General features: G+C 37.8%; 13 protein-coding genes. 7 read left to right on the top strand and 6 right to left on the bottom strand.

The window, feature by feature from the left end; all coding sequences use genetic code 11:
- Positions 1-50: 50 nt before the first annotated feature.
- Complete coding sequence (era, locus tag PZ892_RS02260; protein ID WP_277712042.1) at positions 51-929, top strand: GTPase Era; 879 nt, start codon at positions 51-53, stop codon at positions 927-929.
- A 35-nt stretch (positions 930-964) separates the two neighbouring features.
- Here era and PZ892_RS02255 read toward each other — a convergent pair whose 3' ends face one another.
- The 3 genes from PZ892_RS02255 to PZ892_RS02245 all read right to left on the bottom strand — a co-directional run bounded on the left by PZ892_RS02255 (position 965) and on the right by PZ892_RS02245 (position 3608).
- Entirely contained in the window at positions 965-2269 is a 1305-nt protein-coding gene (locus tag PZ892_RS02255; protein WP_182498016.1) for a cation:proton antiporter, read from the bottom strand.
- 6 nt (positions 2270-2275) lie between these two features.
- Entirely contained in the window at positions 2276-2755 is a 480-nt protein-coding gene (locus tag PZ892_RS02250; protein ID WP_094255533.1) for a cation:proton antiporter regulatory subunit, read from the bottom strand.
- A 73-nt stretch (positions 2756-2828) separates the two neighbouring features.
- Positions 2829-3608, bottom strand: a complete 780-nt coding sequence (locus tag PZ892_RS02245) for an MBL fold metallo-hydrolase (protein WP_182498015.1) — start codon at positions 3606-3608, stop codon at positions 2829-2831.
- A gap of 115 nt (positions 3609-3723) precedes the next feature.
- Between PZ892_RS02245 and recJ the strand changes: the two genes are divergently transcribed.
- From recJ to PZ892_RS02215, 6 genes are all read left to right on the top strand, one after another.
- Entirely contained in the window at positions 3724-5424 is a 1701-nt protein-coding gene (gene recJ / locus PZ892_RS02240) for a single-stranded-DNA-specific exonuclease RecJ (RefSeq protein WP_182498014.1), read from the top strand.
- Between the two features lie 31 nt (positions 5425-5455).
- Entirely contained in the window at positions 5456-6190 is a 735-nt protein-coding gene (gene lptB / locus PZ892_RS02235) for an LPS export ABC transporter ATP-binding protein (RefSeq protein ID WP_094255536.1), read from the top strand.
- A 24-nt stretch (positions 6191-6214) separates the two neighbouring features.
- The gene (locus PZ892_RS02230) at positions 6215-7732 is read left to right on the top strand and encodes a GH3 auxin-responsive promoter family protein (protein WP_277712040.1); all 1518 of its coding nucleotides are present in this window, start codon (positions 6215-6217) and stop codon (positions 7730-7732) included.
- Between the two features lie 597 nt (positions 7733-8329).
- On the top strand, positions 8330-9400 hold the full coding sequence (locus tag PZ892_RS02225) for a branched-chain amino acid aminotransferase (RefSeq protein WP_182498013.1): 1071 nt from the start codon (positions 8330-8332) through the stop codon (positions 9398-9400).
- 299 nt (positions 9401-9699) lie between these two features.
- Entirely contained in the window at positions 9700-12924 is a 3225-nt protein-coding gene (locus tag PZ892_RS02220; RefSeq protein ID WP_182498012.1) for a SusC/RagA family TonB-linked outer membrane protein, read from the top strand.
- Between the two features lie 10 nt (positions 12925-12934).
- Complete coding sequence (locus tag PZ892_RS02215) at positions 12935-14671, top strand: RagB/SusD family nutrient uptake outer membrane protein (RefSeq protein ID WP_182498011.1); 1737 nt, start codon at positions 12935-12937, stop codon at positions 14669-14671.
- 79 nt (positions 14672-14750) lie between these two features.
- Here the strand turns inward: PZ892_RS02215 and PZ892_RS02210 are convergent, their stop codons facing one another.
- The 3 genes from PZ892_RS02210 to miaA form a co-directional block, all read right to left on the bottom strand.
- The gene (locus PZ892_RS02210) at positions 14751-16250 is read right to left on the bottom strand and encodes an alpha-L-fucosidase (RefSeq protein ID WP_182498010.1); all 1500 of its coding nucleotides are present in this window, start codon (positions 16248-16250) and stop codon (positions 14751-14753) included.
- Positions 16251-16261: 11 nt separating this feature from the next.
- Entirely contained in the window at positions 16262-18364 is a 2103-nt protein-coding gene (locus PZ892_RS02205; RefSeq protein ID WP_182498009.1) for a glycoside hydrolase family 2 TIM barrel-domain containing protein, read from the bottom strand.
- 412 nt (positions 18365-18776) lie between these two features.
- The gene (gene miaA / locus PZ892_RS02200; protein WP_182498008.1) at positions 18777-19688 is read right to left on the bottom strand and encodes a tRNA (adenosine(37)-N6)-dimethylallyltransferase MiaA; all 912 of its coding nucleotides are present in this window, start codon (positions 19686-19688) and stop codon (positions 18777-18779) included.
- Between the last annotated feature and the right edge of the window lie 22 nt (positions 19689-19710).

Below are 19710 nucleotides of genomic sequence, written 5' to 3'. Positions count from 1 at the left end.
AGCACAAAGATATTATTTGTTTCTTTGTAAAACAAATAAAAAATCAAATAATGTCACATAAAGCAGGATTCGTAAGTATAATCGGTAAGCCTAATGCGGGTAAATCGACCTTGATGAATGCCCTAGTGGGTGAGAAGATGTCCATCATAACCCCTAAGGCTCAGACAACTAGACACCGAATCATTGGAATTGTCAACGATGAAGACTATCAGATTGTTTTTTCTGATACACCAGGTGTAATAAAACCGAATTATGATCTTCAAGAGTCCATGATGAACTTCGTTATGAGTTCCATCATTGATGCTGACGTTCTATTATTTGTTACAGACATCCACGAAAAGTATGATGAGAATGATGTTTTAGAGAAATTAAGAAACACGAGTTCTCCGGTTGCCGTGGTCATCAATAAAGTTGATAAATCTTCAGAGGAGGAAGTCAAAGCGAAGATTGCATTTTGGCAAGAGAAGATCAATCCTGATGCGGTATTTCCGATTTCGGCATTATTGGGTTACAATGTTGAAGCTGTTATGGCATATATCAAAAGTAAGCTTCCTGAGCATCCACCCTACTATGAGAAGGATGAGTTGACAGATAAAACCATGCGATTTTTTGTTTCAGAGATTATCCGTGAGAAAGTATTCAAGCTTTATGAAAAGGAAATCCCATATAGTACCGAGGTGGTGGTGACTTCATTCAAGGAGGAAGCCCATATTACCCGAATTGCTGCAGAAATTATTGTGGAGCGTGATTCACAGAAAAACATCATCATCGGAAAAGCAGGATCGATGATTAAAAAGGTCGGCACCTATGCCCGCCAAGATATTGAAGAATTTATCGGAGGAAAGGTCTTTTTAGAACTATTTGTGAAAGTTCTGCCAGATTGGAGAAGTAAGAAAAACTACCTGAAGAGATTCGGATACGACGATTAACAAAAAAGCGCTGGTTTATCACCAGCGCTTTTTTGTTAATTATTATCTTGGACAGAAGCTTCTAAATCACTAAGCTTCTTTTTAGGTTTCTTAGGGACATCATTTTGTCCAGCCAATTTATTCCAGATATTTCTAGACTCTTTGGTTAAAAGCGGTGAAATGATGGATAAGATCAATACATAAACCACAACAAAGGATTGAATAACCGGTAATAATTTACCTGCTTTTCCAATATTTGCCATAATAATTGAAAACTCCCCTCTTGCTGACAAGGTAAATCCAATATCGACTGAGTTTTTAGGTTTTAAGCCAGAGAAACGGCTTGCGAAATATCCTGAAGCCACATTTCCGATAACGGTGATGACGGCAGCAAAGGTTGCCCATCCGACAGCTCCACCAAGAGAATACATATCGATGGAAAGACCGAAACTAAAGAAGAACATCGCTCCAAAGAAATCCTTATAAGGCAACACGATGCCTTCAATCTTTTTCAGGTATTTAGAATCAGCGAATACTAATCCTGCCATCAAAGCTCCAATGGCTTCAGCCACATGAATCGTTTCAGAGAATCCTGCAATAGTGAACAATAAACTAAAGATGATTAGAACGAACAGTTCGGAGGATTTCTCATGCAGTAGTTTATCAATGAAAGGGACTAGTTTTCTTCCCAAAATTAGGAAAGAAAGGATGAATCCCAATGCGAGCAGGGAAGTTCCTGCAACGGTCCAGAATGAGCCTCCACCTGTTAAAATCAATCCTGAGAGGAAGGAAATATGCATGGCAATAAAGAGGTCATCAAACATGATCATTCCCATGATCACTTCGGTTTCCGGATTTGCCGTACGTTTCAGGTCGGTCAGCACTTTTGCTACGATTGCAGTGGATGAACTGGTCATAATACCACACAGCACCATCATTTCCTTGAAAGGAAGATTCATCATCCATCCCACCAATATTCCGGACAGGAAGTTGAGCAAAACATAGATACTTCCACCTGCGACGATGGATTTACCCGATTTTATCAATCGTCCTACAGAAAATTCAAGTCCGAGATAGAATAAGAGGAAAAGAACACCCAATCTGCCCATAAAGTCGATAAAGGGTTTACTTTCAGAAAAAGTCAGAAAGGACCAAACGGAATCAACAGCGGCAGTTAAGTTTTCATTATTGACTTTAGCAAGAAAATCGGCTACAAAACCTGGGTAGTTCTGATTGCCCAGCACCATACCAATAACAATAAAAAAGGGAATTACTGAAAATTTGAGTCTGTTGGCTAATAAACCAACTAAAGCGACTAATAATACGGCAATTCCAATTTCTATGATAAGGTTACTGTGCATAAATTCTTATAGTAAAATTTCTTTTAATAATTTGATATTCTTCTGCTTTCCAGCGATCACCAAGGTGGTACCAGGCGTAATTACATAATCAGGTCCTGGATTGATGATAGTTTCTTCTTCCCTAATTGCAGCGATGATTGAGGCACCTGTACGCTGTCTTACTTCCAGCTGTCCAATACTTTTATTTACGCCATCATTGGATTCCCCTACCTTGTACCATTCGATACGTAAGTCATCTAATGCCACTTCAATGGTTTCCAACGCTTTTGGTTTGTATGATAAACCTCCAAGAATCCCTGCAACTTGGCGTGATTCTTCATCCGACAAAGTCATTACACAGTGGGTTTCATTGTCATCGTCGTCATGGCGGTACAATTCTCGACGACCATCATCATGGATGACAACCACCATATTGTCTCCAGCATCAGTTTCAATTTGGTATTTCTTACCAATACCAATTAGGTCACTTTCTCTAACTATCGACATGATTTCTATTATTTAATTAAAAATTAGAAAAATTATTACTTCGTTATCTTCAAATATATCGATTCTCGTTGGATTATTCGGCATTTACAATCTTATAAGAACCATCTGCTCTTTGTTCTGGCCTTCCAACAGCGATGTTTTTGGAGTGATAAAACAAAAACACCCATCCTTCAGGAGCACCAGCTGCCCAATATTCCGCTCTTAGATCCCGCGCTCTACGCCCATCGAAATCGTATTTTGCGATAAAGCTTCTGAAAATTTCCTCTGGCTCAGGGAGTTCATCTCCGCCGAAGAAAAAATGTTCCCCTTCAGTTTCCACATGAAATACCTGGTGGAATTCACTATGACCACCTGAAAGCTCGTATCTGATTTCTGGCGTTAGCTGTCCATCACCATTTACAAATAAGATATTGCCACTTCTTTGCAAGACATCAAAAACATCAGTACGATAAGAAGGAGATTCGGAGCTGTAAGCTGCCTCCCATTCTTGTTCCTGAATGACATATTCCGCATTTGGGAATGCCAGACGCTTTACGCCATCTTTGATATCAACCATACCACTTGCATGATCTTTATGCAGGTGCGTCATCAGGACATAACGGACATCATCGACCGAAAAACCTAGTTTTTTGATCTTTTCGTGGATGACGAGTTCATTATTTTCATTGCGAAGTCCTAGTCCAGTATCTAAAACAATCAATCCGTCCTTGGTCTCAATCAGAAACGGATGGACATGGATAAATAAAGATCCAGGTCTATCTTTTGGATCATCTTTCTTAGGATCGAAGGGAATAAATTGTTTGCTTTTATCTACAGAGTAAGAACCTTCAAATAGTGAGTGCGCTCGAGCCATTTGTATTTGTTTGTTATCTTGACAGTTATGTGTGCATATCATTTTACATCGTGGTTCTCATTAGGTAAGTACCTTGATATAATGTATCTTTACACGTTTATTAGAAGGCAAAGATATGCAAAAAAGGTGGGTGCTGAAACCTAAAAAGAACGCAGACAAGTCAAAAAAGCTACAAAAGGAACTGGGTGTAAACCACATTATTGCAGAATTATTAATTAACCGAGGGATCGAGACCTTCGATCAAGCGAAAGAGTTCTTTCGACCATCCATAGACCACCTACATGACCCCTTTCTGATGAAAGACATGGACCTTGCCATCAACAGGATTGAACGTGCTATTGGAAACAAGGAAAAGATATTGATCTATGGGGATTATGACGTCGATGGAACAACAGCAGTTTCTGTTGTTTACAGTTTTTTCAGAGATTTTCATTCAGGGATAGAATTTTATATTCCCGACCGATATAGCGAAGGCTATGGTATTTCCAATACTGGAATTGACTATGCTAAAGCAAATGGATTTACCTTGATAATCGCCCTAGATTGTGGTATCAAAGCAGTTGATAAGGTTGAATATGCGAATTCACTAGGCATTGATTTTATCATTGGAGATCACCATTTGCCTGGAGATGAACTTCCGGATGCGATTGCTGTTTTAGACCCTAAGCGAAACGATTGCCCCTACCCTTACAAAGAATTATCAGGCTGTGGAATCGGCTTCAAGATTGTTCAAGCCTTTATTCAGCAGAATGGTATGAACATGGATGGAGCTTATCAATATTTGGATTTGGTAGCTGTCAGCATCGCTTCTGATATCGTGCCTATTACGGGTGAGAACCGTATATTGACCCATTTTGGTCTAAAAAAATTAAATAGCAATCCTTCCTGTGGCCTTCAGGCTCTAATCAACTTATCAACCCATAAATCCGGACAATTCACTGTAAATGATATTGTATTTCAAATTGGTCCACGGATCAATGCGGCTGGACGGATTGATCATGCCAAGGATGCTGTAAAACTATTGATCGCTAAAACATTGCCGGAAGCTAAAATATTCTCGGCGAATGTTGATGATCAAAATAATACACGTAAGGGTTATGATTTACAGATTACCAAGGAAGCATTAGATCTTTTGGATAATAACCTGCATTTACAAACCCGTAAAACTACGGTACTATATAAAGAAGACTGGCATAAAGGTGTAATTGGTATTGTCGCTTCCAGATTGACGGAGAAGTACTATCGTCCAACGATTATCTTAACCAATACCAATGGACATATTGCCGGCTCAGCAAGGTCTGTTCTTGGATTTGATCTATATGAAGCATTAAGTGAATGTAGTGATTTATTAGACCAATACGGTGGACATAAATATGCTGCAGGTTTAACGATGTCAACAGATAATATTGGTTTATTCCAACAGCGTTTTGAAGAGGTTGTAAGCAAAAGCATCAAACCTGAAATGCTTCAGCAAGAGGTATCCATCGAGAAGGAAATCAGACTTTCGGAAATTGACGCTAAATTTAATCGTGTGTTACAACAGTTTCAACCGTTCGGTCCAGAGAATGAGGCTCCGACCTTTATTTGCAAGGGCGTAACGATGGGCAACAATGCGTATATTGTAGGAACCACACATCTTAAATTTTCTGTAAAACAGGAGGATTCTCCTATATTTGAGTGTATTGGATTTGGATTAGGCGAGTTTGTTGGGCAAATTAATTCTGGAAATACCTTTGACATCTGTTTCAGCATTGAAGAAAACACTTGGCGTGGGAAGAAGAATTTGCAACTAAATGTAAAGGCAATTCAATTTTAAAAAATATATTTGCAAATAAGGGTTTATTCACATGATTCTAAGAGCAGAACATTTAATCAAGAAATATAAGCAACGTACTGTCGTTAATGATGTTTCCTTTCATGTAGAACAAGGAGAAATTGTTGGGTTACTAGGGCCAAATGGAGCTGGTAAAACGACTTCATTTTACATGATTGTAGGATTGATTAAGCCAAATGATGGCCATGTTTACTTAGATGATTTAGAGATTACCCAAGACCCGATGTATAAGCGGGCGCAACGAGGAATTGGTTATTTGGCGCAGGAAGCCTCTGTATTCCGGAAGCTTTCGGTAGAGAACAATATCCTTGCAGTACTTGAGATCCACTATCCGAATAAGGAAGAACGGAAGGCAAAACTGGAGGAACTCCTAACGGAATTCAGTTTGCATAGGGTGCGAAAAAACCGCGGTGACTTATTATCCGGTGGTGAGCGTAGGCGGACCGAGATTGCCCGTGCCTTAGCTGCAAATCCACACTTTATTCTTTTGGATGAGCCATTTGCAGGGGTTGACCCTATTGCCGTGGAAGAAATCCAAACTATCGTTGCAAAACTTAAAACTAGAAATATCGGGATCCTTATTACCGACCACAACGTTCAAGAAACCCTTTCTATTACAGATAGAGCCTACCTATTGACAGAAGGTAAAATCATGTTAACAGGTACGCCAGAAGAAATTGCGGATAATGAACTTGCCCGTAAATTTTATTTGGGTAGACACTTCGAATTAAGACGTAAAAAATTCTAAAAACCTAAATATCCTGAATACCCTATGGCTTTATTGAATTCTCTTTTTACTTGGATAATGAAAAAGCGGATGCATCAGATTGATTTGTTCATGAAGTATCCCCATGATGTTCAAGATGAGTGGTTTCAAAGCCTTATTTCAGCTGCAGAAGCAACAGAATGGGGGAAAAAATATGGTTATAATAGCATCTATACTCCCGAAGAATACAAGAATCGAGTTCCGATTCAGGACTATGATGATATTAAAGGCTATGTGGATCGGATGATCAAGGGCGAACAGAATATATTATGGCCTTCAGATATTAAATGGTTTGCGAAATCTTCAGGAACTACCTCTGACCGAAGTAAGTTTATTCCTGTTAGCATTGAATCTTTGGAAGAATGTCATTACCAAGGTGGTAAGGATATGCTTTCGATTTTTTGTCATAACAAACCCGAGAATAAGGTTTTTATGGGTAAATCGGTGGTTATCGGGGGATCTTCCCAGATCAATAACTTTAGCCCTGATTCCTACTATGGAGATTTATCTTCCATCCTTATCCGAAACCTTCCATTTTGGGCAGAATTTAAAAGGACTCCAAATATTGAGGTCACTTTAAACCCCAACTTTGAAGAGAAAATAGAGCAAATCGCTCAAATTACCATCAAAGAAAACGTAACGAGTTTAGCAGGTGTGCCGACATGGAACATGGTCATGGCGAATCGAATCCTTGAAATAACAGGCAAAGACAACCTTTTGGAGGTTTGGCCAAATTTAGAATTCTACAGTCATGGAGGTGTGAGCTTCAGACCATACCGAGAGCAATTCAAAAAGCTAATCCCTTCGGACAACATGTACTATCTGGAGAACTACAATGCTTCAGAAGGTTATTTTGGCCTTCAGGATCGTTCTGATTCCGAGGATCTGCTGTTAATGTTGGATTATGGAATTTACTACGAATTCTTACCGATGGATCAAATCCATGAAGAAAACCCAAAAACATTGTGTTTACATGAAGTGGAATTAGGCAAGAACTATGCTTTGATTATTTCTACCAATGCAGGGCTTTGGCGATATAAAATCGGAGATACCATTAAATTCACCTCACTTTCCCCATATCGTTTTCAAATTTCAGGAAGAACCAAGCAATACATCAACACCTTTGGTGAAGAAGTCATTGTAGATAATGCTGATCAGGCTTTAGAAGTCGCTTGTAAAGCAACAGGAGCTACGATTCAAGATTATACAGCAGGACCAGTTTATTTCAATGATAAAACTGCCGGTGCACATGAGTGGATTATTGAATTTGAGCAAGAACCGGATAACTTCCAACGATTTGGAGAAATCTTAGATGCAACCCTTCGAGAGATAAATTCGGATTATGATGCGAAACGATATAAAAACATGGCACTTTCATTCCCGATAATAAATCAAGCTAGGAAAGGTAGTTTCTATATGTGGATGAAAAGTAGGGGTAAATTAGGCGGTCAGAATAAGGTACCTCGCCTTGCTAATAACAGAGAATACTTAGACCCACTCTTAAAGTTAATCCAAGCTTCTTAATAGCTATTGTTTAGCCAATTTGGCTTTGCTTTGTTTCATGTCGTCCCAATGTGAAATTAAGGACGAATTGCTGTTTTATATAGGTAGATAAAAAAACCTAGGATAAATTTCCATACTCCTACTGTCGGAGCGGCTTGAGCATTTAAATCAGTCGATTCTCTTTCCATTTTTTGGATTTGTTAGTTAAACCTTTAATTACATGCCTTTTAATTTTTGAAAAAAAGAGTAGAATGAATATCGATGTCCTTAAAAATTTAGCACATCCATTATCCCCTCTTTATAACGCCAATAATTGGTTCGTTCTCCTTTTCATTTGCTTGCTAAAAAGCATAAGCCCTAATCCAAATATTGTACCGAGAAATAAAACTGGTAAGAAATCCTTTAACAATCGATTTCAGCAGTTTCTCAGTATAGCAAACTGTATACAGTTATGGATAGGAAAACATACATATTTCATTTTAAATAAAATAGCCTGATTTATAAGAAATACAGGAACAAATGGAAGGAATATGAAATAGGAATCATTAATAATCCAGAATTCAATAAAGCTTTTAATATTTTTCCCTAAATTGCACAGCAATAAATATTCTTTTTGATATGAGTGCCATAGAAAATTTCACTATTCAAGTAGAGCCTACACAACAATCAAGAATTTCACAAGTAGACTTTGATAATTTAGTATTTGGTAAAATAATGTCTGACCATATGTTGGTTGCCAATTATGACAACGGACAATGGGAAGATGTAAAAATTGTACCTTACGGAAACCTGAGTGTTAGCCCATCGATGTCAGCTTTACATTATGGTCAAGCCATTTTTGAAGGTATTAAAGGTTATAAATTTCAAGATGGAACAGTAAGTATCTTCCGTCCAGACAAAAACTGGGAGCGTTTTAATAAATCCGCGAGAAGATTAGAGATGCCAGAAGTCCCTGAAGAGATTTTCATGGATGGATTGAAAAAATTATTAGATGTAGATCGCAATTGGATTCCATCGAAAGAAGGAACAGCCTTATACATCCGTCCATTTATGTTCGGGACAGAAGCTGCTTTAGGAGTACATCCATCGAAATCTTATAAATTTATTATTATTACCTGTCCTGTTGGAGCTTATTACAGCAAACCAATCAGTTTAAAAGTAGAAACTCATTACACACGTGCTGCTGAAGGTGGTGTTGGATTTTCTAAAAATGCTGGTAATTATGCCCTTTCCCTATATCCTACTCAGTTGGCGAACAACGAAGGGTATGATCAAATCATGTGGACAGATGCATTGGAACATAAATATATCGAGGAAGCTGGTACAGCAAACTTAATCTTCCGCATTGGTGATACTATTATTACTCCTCATGGTGACACAATCTTACATGGTGTAACCAGAAGAACCATTATGGAACTTGCGGAAAAATGGGGTTATAAAGCTGAACAAAGAAAAGTATCTGTTCAAGAGCTATTGGAAGGTATTGAAGCAGGAACAGTAACCGAAGCATTTGCTGCTGGTACAGCTGCTACTATTACCCATATTGATAGAATTGGATTTAATGGTCAAGATTACAAATTACCTCCGGTTGAAGGCCGTGAGTTCTCCAATAAAGTACTTGCCTACTTGAACGATTTAAGATATGGTAAAATTGAGGATCCATTTGGATGGAACTTCATTGTTAAATAATTTACAGATCTACATCTTCATATAAAGACCATCAAATTTGATGGTCTTTTTTTATTTGTAAAAACGCCTGTTTTTAAGCGACTTAAATCACCAATAAGAAAATTCAAATTTTTAATTATTAAGGAAATCAAATCTTCAATTTCCTTGAAAATAATGTTAAAATACCGTCTAGGCTCAATCGTTTTCGTAAGTAACACAAACGTTTGTGTTGAGTAGCCATTCTTTCATTCTTAAATAACTTTCCTACCATTATTGCGAAATAGCCAAATAACTCTTAACAACTATTGATCAGAAATGAAATGAACAAAAATCACTACTTTACTAAAGTGAGGTGGTCTAAAGCATTTATTCATTTAGCTTTATTATCACCCTCGCTACTCTTCGCAACCGCAACATTCGGGAATGAAGGGAAAATTGAAATTTCGCGTAATTACGCAAATATTACGTTTAATAAATCATTACAAACCGAAGTATCTGGAACTGTAAAAGACAAAGATGGTAACCCGCTTTCAGGCGTAACTGTTACTGTCCAAAATGAGAACAAAAGCACCTCTACAGATGCAAATGGTAAATTCAGCATTGCCGTTTCAAGCAGCTCGTCCGTTTTAAGTTTTTCGTTTATTGGATATACAACGAAGAGCGTATCGGCATCTAATGCTAAAAATGTGATCTTGGACTCCTCTGAAGATGTATTGGATGAGGTTGTCGTTGTAGGATATGGTACCCAAAAGAAATCGCATTTAACGAGTGCTGTATCACAGGTTGACCCTAAAGTTCTACAAAACAGGCCCTCTCCAACCATTACGAACATGCTTCAAGGCGCTGCACCAGGATTGGTGGTTACCAGAAATTCAGGTAGACCAGGAGGCCAAGGTTTGAACATCTCCGTCCGTGGGGAAACTTCTGCTAACGGTTCGGTGTCACCACTTGTTGTAATCGACGGAGTAATTAGTTCTGAAGAAACATTTGTTGCCTTAAATCCGAGTGATGTAGAGAATATCAGCATCTTGAAAGATGGTGGTGCGACAGCAATCTATGGAGCGGCGTCTTCAGGAGGTGTGATTTTAGTAACCACCAAAAAAGGTAAATCAGGAAAAGGTAGAATCTCTCTTTCCAGCAATTTAGGGATTCAAAGACCTGGATCAATGCCAGACAGACTTTCCTTGATCGATGAAATGAATTATGTTAACCTAGCGCGTAAAAATGCGGGAATCGCTGAGGAATATAACGAGGAAGATCTAAATTATGCTGTTAATGGTCCTACATTCGTTTTAGGTTCAAACGACCTATGGAGAACTTATAACCAAGAGAATATCTTGGATCAAGTTATTCAAAAGAAATATAATATCTACAACAACAACATCCAGTTCACAGGGGGTAGTGAAAAGATTACCTATATGGCATCATTGGGAAATATGACCCAAAATGGTATGTTCAAAGTAGGTGATGATAAATTTTCAAGAATCAATGCAAGGGCAAATATTTCAGCACAAGTGACTGATTATTTGAAATTGGATATTGGAAATGCATTCATTAATCAAAAAACAGATAACCCACAGGATGGAGGCTATTCTATAGACGGTGGAGGTAACTCTATTTTACGTCAGTTTTATTCCTCTAGAATGAGATTCCCAATCTATAACGAAGATGGAACTTATTATAGAAGTGGAACATCCTCTGCGTTTGGTTATGCATTGATGAAAGATGGTGGTTTTAATGATGATTTAAAAAGAACTTACTTCAATAACGTTACTGCGACGGTCAATAATTTAGTAAAAGGATTAGAGGTTAGGTTGATGTATAGCCGCGAAAGTATCGATTTACAAAACCGTAACTTCAGAAGGACTGTAGATTATTATTCTGGGCCAACTGCAAAAAGTAAAACGCAGTTAAACAACCCTAATTCCTACTCAATTACGAATTATAAAACGCTGAAGCAAAATGTACAGGCCTTAGTTGATTATGACCTTACAATTGCTGAAAACCATAATTTCCATGTATTGGGAGGTTATCAGTTCTATGATCACGATTATCAATATATTACGGCTTCTACGAAAAACCTATATGTAAATGACAGCCCTAGCTTGAATTTTACTTCAGACCCATTGAATAAATCGCATAATCAAGGGGCGCAAAGAGAGAAAGTACAATCCTTTTTTGGTCGTTTCAACTATAATTACAAAGAAAAATACCTTTTTGAAGCTACTTTCCGTAGTGATGAAAGTTCAAGATTGTCGCCAGATATTAGAAGGAAAGTATTCCCTTCATACTCTCTAGGATGGAATGTTGCTAAAGAGGAATGGTTCCAAGGAGCAACACCTTTTATCAATGAGTTAAAACCAAGAATCTCATGGGGTAAAGTGGGTTCTAAAATCGGAGTTGGATTCTATGATTACATTGCACAATTGAGTACAAATTCAAACTTATTGTTGAATGACATCAAACAAACCTACTTATACCAGTCTGCAATTCCTGCTCAGGCGATCACTTGGGAAACCATTGAAACGCGAAATTTAGGTCTTGATTTCAGCTTATTAAATCGCAAATTATTTGGATCTTTTGATTACTATCAAAAGTATAACAACAACATGTTGGTTAGCTTAAGTTTACCAGCAACCCTTGGTATTGCAATTCCAAAGTCAAACGATGGTAGGTTAAAAACTTGGGGATGGGAAGCCAGCCTTGGTTATAGAGACCAGGTAGGTGATTTCAACTATAATGTCGGTGTGAGTTTAGCGGATAACAAAAACAGACTTATCCATTATGGCGGAGCAAACAACGTTGTCTATACAGGTTCAAACAAACTAGTTGAAGGCTATGCAATGAATTCAGTTTGGGTTTATAAAACCGATGGTTATTTCCAATCTGAAAGTGAATTACAAAATGCTCCTAGCTACGCACAATTTATCAACAAAAATGGAGTACCGGGCCTTGGTGATGTGAAATACATAGACCTTAATGGCGATGGTAAAATCACTCCGGGAGGAAATACTCTAGGTGATACAGGGGATTTAATTTATTTAGGAGACACAAATCCAAGATATCAGTTTGGTATCAACGCCTATTTAGGATATAAGAATTTCGACTTTTCATTTTTCATCCAAGGGATTGGTAAACGTCTTTTAAAACCAAGCAATGAGTTGATTCAACCACAATTATATTCTTGGTATCTACCAATGGATTTCCAAATGGATTACTGGACAGAAGACAATAGAAATGCGGCTTTCCCAAGACCATTTTTAGAAGGTAGCCACAACTTCCAAAATTCAGATAAATGGTATTTAAGTGGAGCATATGCTAGATTAAAGAATGTTCAATTGGGCTATTCTTTATCAAAAGCACAATTTGCAAAACTTCCATTTGAGCGAGTACGCCTTTATGTGTCAGCTGAAGACCTTCTAACTGTTTCAAAATTAGGAGTATTCAAAGGAGCAATCGACCCGGAAATTAGACCTGAGGATGGTAAAGTATCACCTTATCCTTTTGCATCAACGGTTTCATTTGGATTGAATATCGATTTATAAGATTGAAATTATGAAAAAGAGATTTATTTATTTAATTATAGGATCCTTGATCTTTACAGGGATCAGTTCATGTGATGTCAACGAAATTCCAGAGACTAGCATGAATGACGGAAATTACTGGAATACAGTCAGTGATTTAAGAATGGCAGCAAACTACTTCTACACGACTCTTCCAGGCTTAACTTCAGGAGATGTATCGGAGGATGTTTGGTCAAGTTATGGATATTCCAATAGCGGATCGGGAACAGGAATTAGTGATGGTTCAAGAGCTACTCCTCCGACAAGTGGAGATTACAATTATTATGGAATCTTCCAAGCCAACAAATTAATCGAAAATGCTCCTAAAGTCCTTGAAAAAGGAGCTGCTGAGACGGAAGTAAATTGGTATATCGGCGAAGCTCATTTCTTCCGTGCAACTTTTTATTACGAAATGTTCAAGCGATTCGGAGGAGTTCCAATGATTACAAAAACCCTTAAAATCGGTGATCCGGAAGTATTCTCTGCTAGAGCTTCAAGGGCTGAAATTCTTGATTTAATCTTAAAGGATCTAGATGTTGCCATCCAATACTTGAGATCAAGCAGCGAGTTAGTATCAGCCAAAGAATATGGTCGCATTTCAAAAACTGCTGCCCTTGCTTTTAAAGCTAGAGTTGCATTATTTGAAGGAACTAGAGAGAAATTCCATAAATACGGGGATGCTAAAAAACATTTAACCATTGCTAGGGATGCAGCAAAGGAAGTAATGGATTCCAAACAACACTCCTTATTCACTCAGGCGAAGACTGGATCTAAAGGTGAAAGAACAGATGATGCTTATTTTAACCTATTCCAATTGGCAGGTGAAGGGTCAGCAAACAAGGAAAATATCATTGTTAGACAATATGGTGTAAACCGTGAGAATAGTGTAACCAGCACTGCGGTACAACGCTATTATGAAGGTAGCAATATCCTTCCTACGCAGAACTTTGTAGACAATTACTTGATGGCTGATGGTCTTCCAATTACGAAGTCTAAGTTATATGTGGAACCTAACAAGGATATGAAATATATAGAATATTTCAACAAAAAAGATCCACGGATGAGCTTCACCCTTTTCAAACCAGGTGATGAATTTATTTCTAGCAGTAACTATACCCTTCCTAACCCAAGACAACATCGCAGTGGTTATGGAATCCGTAAATATGCAAACAAGGAATTCTGGAATCTGCAGTCATCATTTATTGACAAACCGGTTTTGAGATATGCTGAGGTATTATTAATCTATGCGGAAGCAACCTACGAACTAAATGAAAGCATTACTGATGCAGATCTAGATCTTACAATCAATTTATTAAGAGGTCGTTTACCTCAAATAAATATCGGTACGGCAGAACAACCAAATTTTGTTGATATGCCAAAATTGAGCAACCAATTTGTCAATACAAACGCCTTGAACATGAGAGAGGAAATCCGTCGTGAAAGACTGGTAGAATTGGCTTATGAAGGGTTTGCCTATTGGGATCTGATTCGTTGGAAAACAGCAGAGATTGAAATGAAAAAACCTTTAATGGGAAGTTATTTATTTAGTGAATTCTTAAATAACTCAGGAGAAAAATGGTCAGCAACAACACCAGTAGATAGCAAAGGGAATATTATTCTTCAGGATGCTAATCTAAGGAAGTTCGACCCCGAGAAAGATTATTTATGGCCTATTCCAACTCAGGAAATCGCAATAAATAATAAAATCGAGCAAAATCCTAAATGGTAAAATTGTAATAGAAAAGAAATCGGCTGTTCAAATGAACAGCCGGTTTTTTTTTACTTAATAAAATATTTATAATTACTTTTTACATTTTTGCATCCATCAGCTTTTCCGCTTCTGAAGAAGCTACTCCCATCTCCATCTTAATGACAAATGCTCTCTTGGAAGTAAATTCGCTAGGAATTATTACATCATAGTAAGTGTTCTTATCGAGATCTAAACCGATATCAGCATGTTTGACTTCAAGTTTTTGGCCATTAGCTAATAATACTGCACTTACCGGCACTTCTTTTGATTTTTTAGGAATAGCAATTCTGGCAATATTGTTTACTGACCTATTGAATACCGTGAGGTATAAATTTTTATCCTTTTGTGTTAGATAACCAAGCTTTGTTTTCGGAAGATCAACATGTCTCACTCCATAAACAGCTTCTGAATTTATCTTCATCCACTCAGCTAGCTCAGCAGCCACTTTATCCTCCCCTGGATGCATTAATCCATTACCATCAGGACCAAAGTTCAACACGAAGTTTCCATTCAAAGAAACCGTATGCATAAGCATATCGAGAATATCATCAGTACTCTTGGTATAGATTCCTGACCAATCTTTCATATAACCCCAACCATTTGGCGGAATCGTCATCACGGCATCCCAATCATTTCCTTCTATCCATTCGTATTCCTGAGGAAGCTTCCTTTCCCATCCTTGCTCATAATCCCCTAGAATTTCCCCGTTGCTATCAAAGTGTCTTTTCCCATGCTCATCATTTCTGAATCTAGATCCGATAATTAGACCAGGATGCTTCTCACGAAGTTCCTTTTCTAAATTATAGGTGAAGTCATAGGCCTTCACCCACGATTGGTCCCAAGTACCATCAAACCAAAACCCTTTGATTTGGGGATAGTTTTTCAACAACTCCAGCAATTGGTTTTTGGTATATTGTAAGAATTTATTGAATCTTTTCTTTTCCTCTTCTGTTTTAGGCTCCTTACTCAGATAATCTGGGTTATTCCACTCCAGGATAGAAAAGTATAAATAAACGTCGATTCCCTCCGCTGTATAAGCATCCACCACCTCTTTTACAATGTCCTTCTTATATGGCGATTTACTAATATTGTAGCTTGAATATTTTGTTGGCCATAAGGCAAATCCATCATGATGCTTGGTGGTAAATATCATGTACTTGGCTCCCATGTCCTTCGCCTGTTTAGCCCATTTATGGGCATCAAAATCCTTTGGATTAAACTGCTTATAAAGGTTATCATAGGTTTCTTTCCAATTCTTTGGTGCAGTAGGTCCTGACCAGGTTCTAATCCACTCCGATGCTGCAGCACCTTTTCTCGCACTTACCCCTTCCCATTCATTTCCCGGAATAGCATACAATCCCCAATGGATGAACTGTCCGAGCCCATAATTTCTAAAAGCTTCCATTGCCGGATCTGTACGGTGTTTCGGTGTCAAAGTACCATACTTCACCTCCGTATGATTCGTCGGTTTTACCTTCGGACCTGTCCATTGACCGTAGGATTGCTGGCTTAATAATATGGCTAAACCTAATAAAGTCGGTTTTACTATTCTTTTCATAAAATAATGGTTTATTTCAAGTTCCAGATCATTTCATCTGTCAATTCCTTTTCTCCGCTCTTTCCTTTCGCCTGAATGATATTTTCTCCGGTCTTTAACTCCACAGCATCTACTACCCAATGTTTGCTATTTACCCCAGGTTTAGCTGTATATTCTTTCCCATTTACCAGTACCTGCACTTTTGAAAGATTGGAGAACAATTGAATTTTCGTCTGTTTGTGAGTTCTCATATTATCCCTTCTGTTTGCCAAATAGATCATTGGCTCAGGGTTCCAGTTTGCTTTATACCAATAGAATGAATCCTTTTTTCTCTTTCTATCGAAGGTGATCAATCCTTTTAAATTCCGCGCATTCACACCCCCACGGTTCCATGCCGGTACGGCAAACTCAAAACTATTCCATAAATACGATGCTAGGATAATAGGGTTCTTTTCAATGGCCGCCCATTGTTGAATATGGGTTTCCGTTTGATAGTTCTCTGGAAAAGATTTTCCAGTTACAACATCCTTAGGTGCCTCCAGCTCTTCCTGACCAATATCAATATTCCCATCTGCACCATACTCCGATAAAATGATTTTATACTCCGGAAAATCCTTCTGTACTTTTTGAGCCCAAGGACCAAGATCTTCGATCTTACCACCATACCACCCAAAATAATGATTGATCCCTTGTACATCTGTACTTAGGTTATCAGGACGGTCAATCACATTGTAACCTGAAACAGCAACGGTATAACGATCGGGATCCAAAGTCTTCGCAATATCACTTAATTCACGTGATAAAACCGGCACTTGTTCATCAGCCGTTTTGGAATAAACTTCATTGTGTACACCCCAGATATAAATGGATGGATGGTTGAAATTCTGTTTCACCAATTCCGCCATTTGTTGTTTCGCATTGTCATTCTCATAGTATGAAACGCGGTTTACAAATGGAATCTCTGCCCATGTAAGGAATCCGATTGAATCCGCCAAAGCATATACATCCGAAGATTGTTGATAGTGGGCCAAACGAATCGTCGTAGCACCCATTTCTTTAATCATCATCATATCTTCCTTATGTTGCTCAAAGCTCAAGGCAGACCCAAAACCCTCACGATCCTGATGTCTTGTTACTCCATACATTGGATACTTTTTACCATTTAAAAAGACCCCTTTACCTGCAATCAGTTCTATGCTGCGTACTCCCAGAGGCTGTTTAACAACATCTAACTCTTGCCCCTTTGATACTATTTTACTTTCAATAGAATAGAGGTATGGATCTCTAACCCCATCCCATAAATGCGGTGATTTTAATTTGATAACCTCATTGATGTAAGTATATCCTTGTGGAGAAATTTTGATTGCCTGTTTTTTAGTTTCAACGACCTTTCCGGTATTATCCTTTATTTCTACAACAAACTCCACATCTTGATAAACCTTTTCACGTGTTTCTAATTTCGCTTCTACATGAATATCTGCAGATTGTTTGGAGACATTTTTTTGTCTAATAAAAACTCCGGGTGAAGCTTGATCCGTTACTACAAAGTTGGTTTTGTTGGTACTGATCAAATGTACTGGTCTATAAATACCTCCATATACCGGGAATAAGAAATGATTGATAGGAATGATATCCCTTCTGGATTTATTATCTGTAATCACAGTTATGGTATTCTCCTTTCCGTAATTGATAGAATGACCTATTTCAAAAGTGAACATGGAGTATCCTCCTTTGTGTTCTCCAATGTAATTGCCATTGACAAAAAGTTGAGCAACCGCACCTACGCCTTCAAATTTCAAAAAGGTCCTACGGTTTTGGTCTGACTCTGCTGGAGTAAAGGTCTTCTGATAAACCGCTTTCCCTTCATAGAAATTACGGTCTTTCTGCATATCATCCTTATTATAGGTATGTGGAAGATTCACATCCTCCCAAACTTCTAATTTGGTCCACTGTCCTTGGCTCTCAAAGTATTTCTGACCATTATCAAAATCAGTAAAAAATGTAGAATTATTGGCTTTATAGAATTTCCAGCCATCATTGAATGATTCTTCAACTCTGGATTGCGCCAATGTCAATTGATACGTAAATAAAACTAACGGGATTAAGAAGCAACGCTTTCTAAAAATAGAGTTCATATTTTAGATTTAAAAATATTCTAAGATAAACAAATCAGGTTGACCAAACCCTAACAATCGATTGCGTTAATAGCGAAATGGTTTTCGTAACATTATTCTGAACAGAAATACCTGTAAACAGGTATTTTCTTATACCTGATTTACCAATATCTTTGAAATACGTCATCCAACACTATCTATACATCAAATATGAAAATCGAAATTCAACCCCCTATCCAATATTATATTTAATCGATTTTGAATAAAATAATCAATAATTATGGCTTGTTTATCAAGCATAAATTAGGGACAAAGAAAGGTTTTTAGAAGTATGTAAAGTTGATGAAATATTAACAAGACTAATCCATCTAACTATTAGTAAGTATACACTATTAAGCAGAAATAGCCCATCCCTGGGCTATTTCTATTTTATTCAATCTTGTAATTGCTCTTCCAAATAAGCAATAATTTTATCCTTTTCATTTGGCTCAAACCATACGGTATTTCCATATTTCTTAAACCAGGTAATTTGTCTCTTTGCATAGCGACGAGAATTCTGCTTGATCTGAGAAACTGCATCCTCCAAGCTAATATGACCATCTAGATAGTCAAATATCTCCGCATAGCCTACCGTGAGTAAGGCAGGTTTATCTCTATAGTCTATCAACGATTTGACTTCATCAAGTAAGCCTGCGGCCATCATTAAGTCTACTCGTTGGTTGATTCTATTATATAATAGCTCTCTATCCGTATTTAACCCAATCGTAATAACTTGAAACGAACGATTTGGCTTTTGATTTTTCAAAAAATGTGAAATCGGCAATCCGGATGCTTCATATACTTCAATAGCACGAATAACACGCTGTGGATTATCAATATCTGCTCTACTGTAATAGTCCGGATCGATTTCCTGCAAGCGCTGCTTTAATGGTTCCAGGCCTTCATTACGAAACCATTCATTTAGTTTTTCTCGGGTTTCCTCTGGAGCTTTCGGTAGATCATCCAATCCTTCGGTCAATGCTCGAACAAACAATCCAGACCCCCCAACAGCAACCACGGTATCACAACTTTTAAAAAGCACTGCCAACCGGATCAAGGCTTCCCTTTCATAGTCACCGGCGGTATAATCTTCGGTAATCGAATGAGAATTGATAAAATAATGTTGTGCTTGTGCCAATTCTTCCTGGTCAGGCTTGGCTGTTCCAATGTTCATCTCCCGATAAAATTGTCTCGAATCCGCAGAAATAATCGAGGTCTTAAAATGATTAGCCAATTCAATTGCCAATGCCGTTTTCCCAACAGCCGTAGGTCCAACAACAACGATTAATGTCTTTTGTCTACTCATTTCCATTTTTCCTTGCCAAATA

Origin of the sequence: Sphingobacterium sp. WM, from assembly GCF_029542465.1 — a bacterium.
Taxonomy (GTDB): Bacteria; Bacteroidota; Bacteroidia; order Sphingobacteriales; family Sphingobacteriaceae; genus Sphingobacterium; species Sphingobacterium cellulitidis.
Note: the sequence above shows the minus strand (reverse complement) of the source record. Positions and strands in the feature narration are given on the sequence as shown.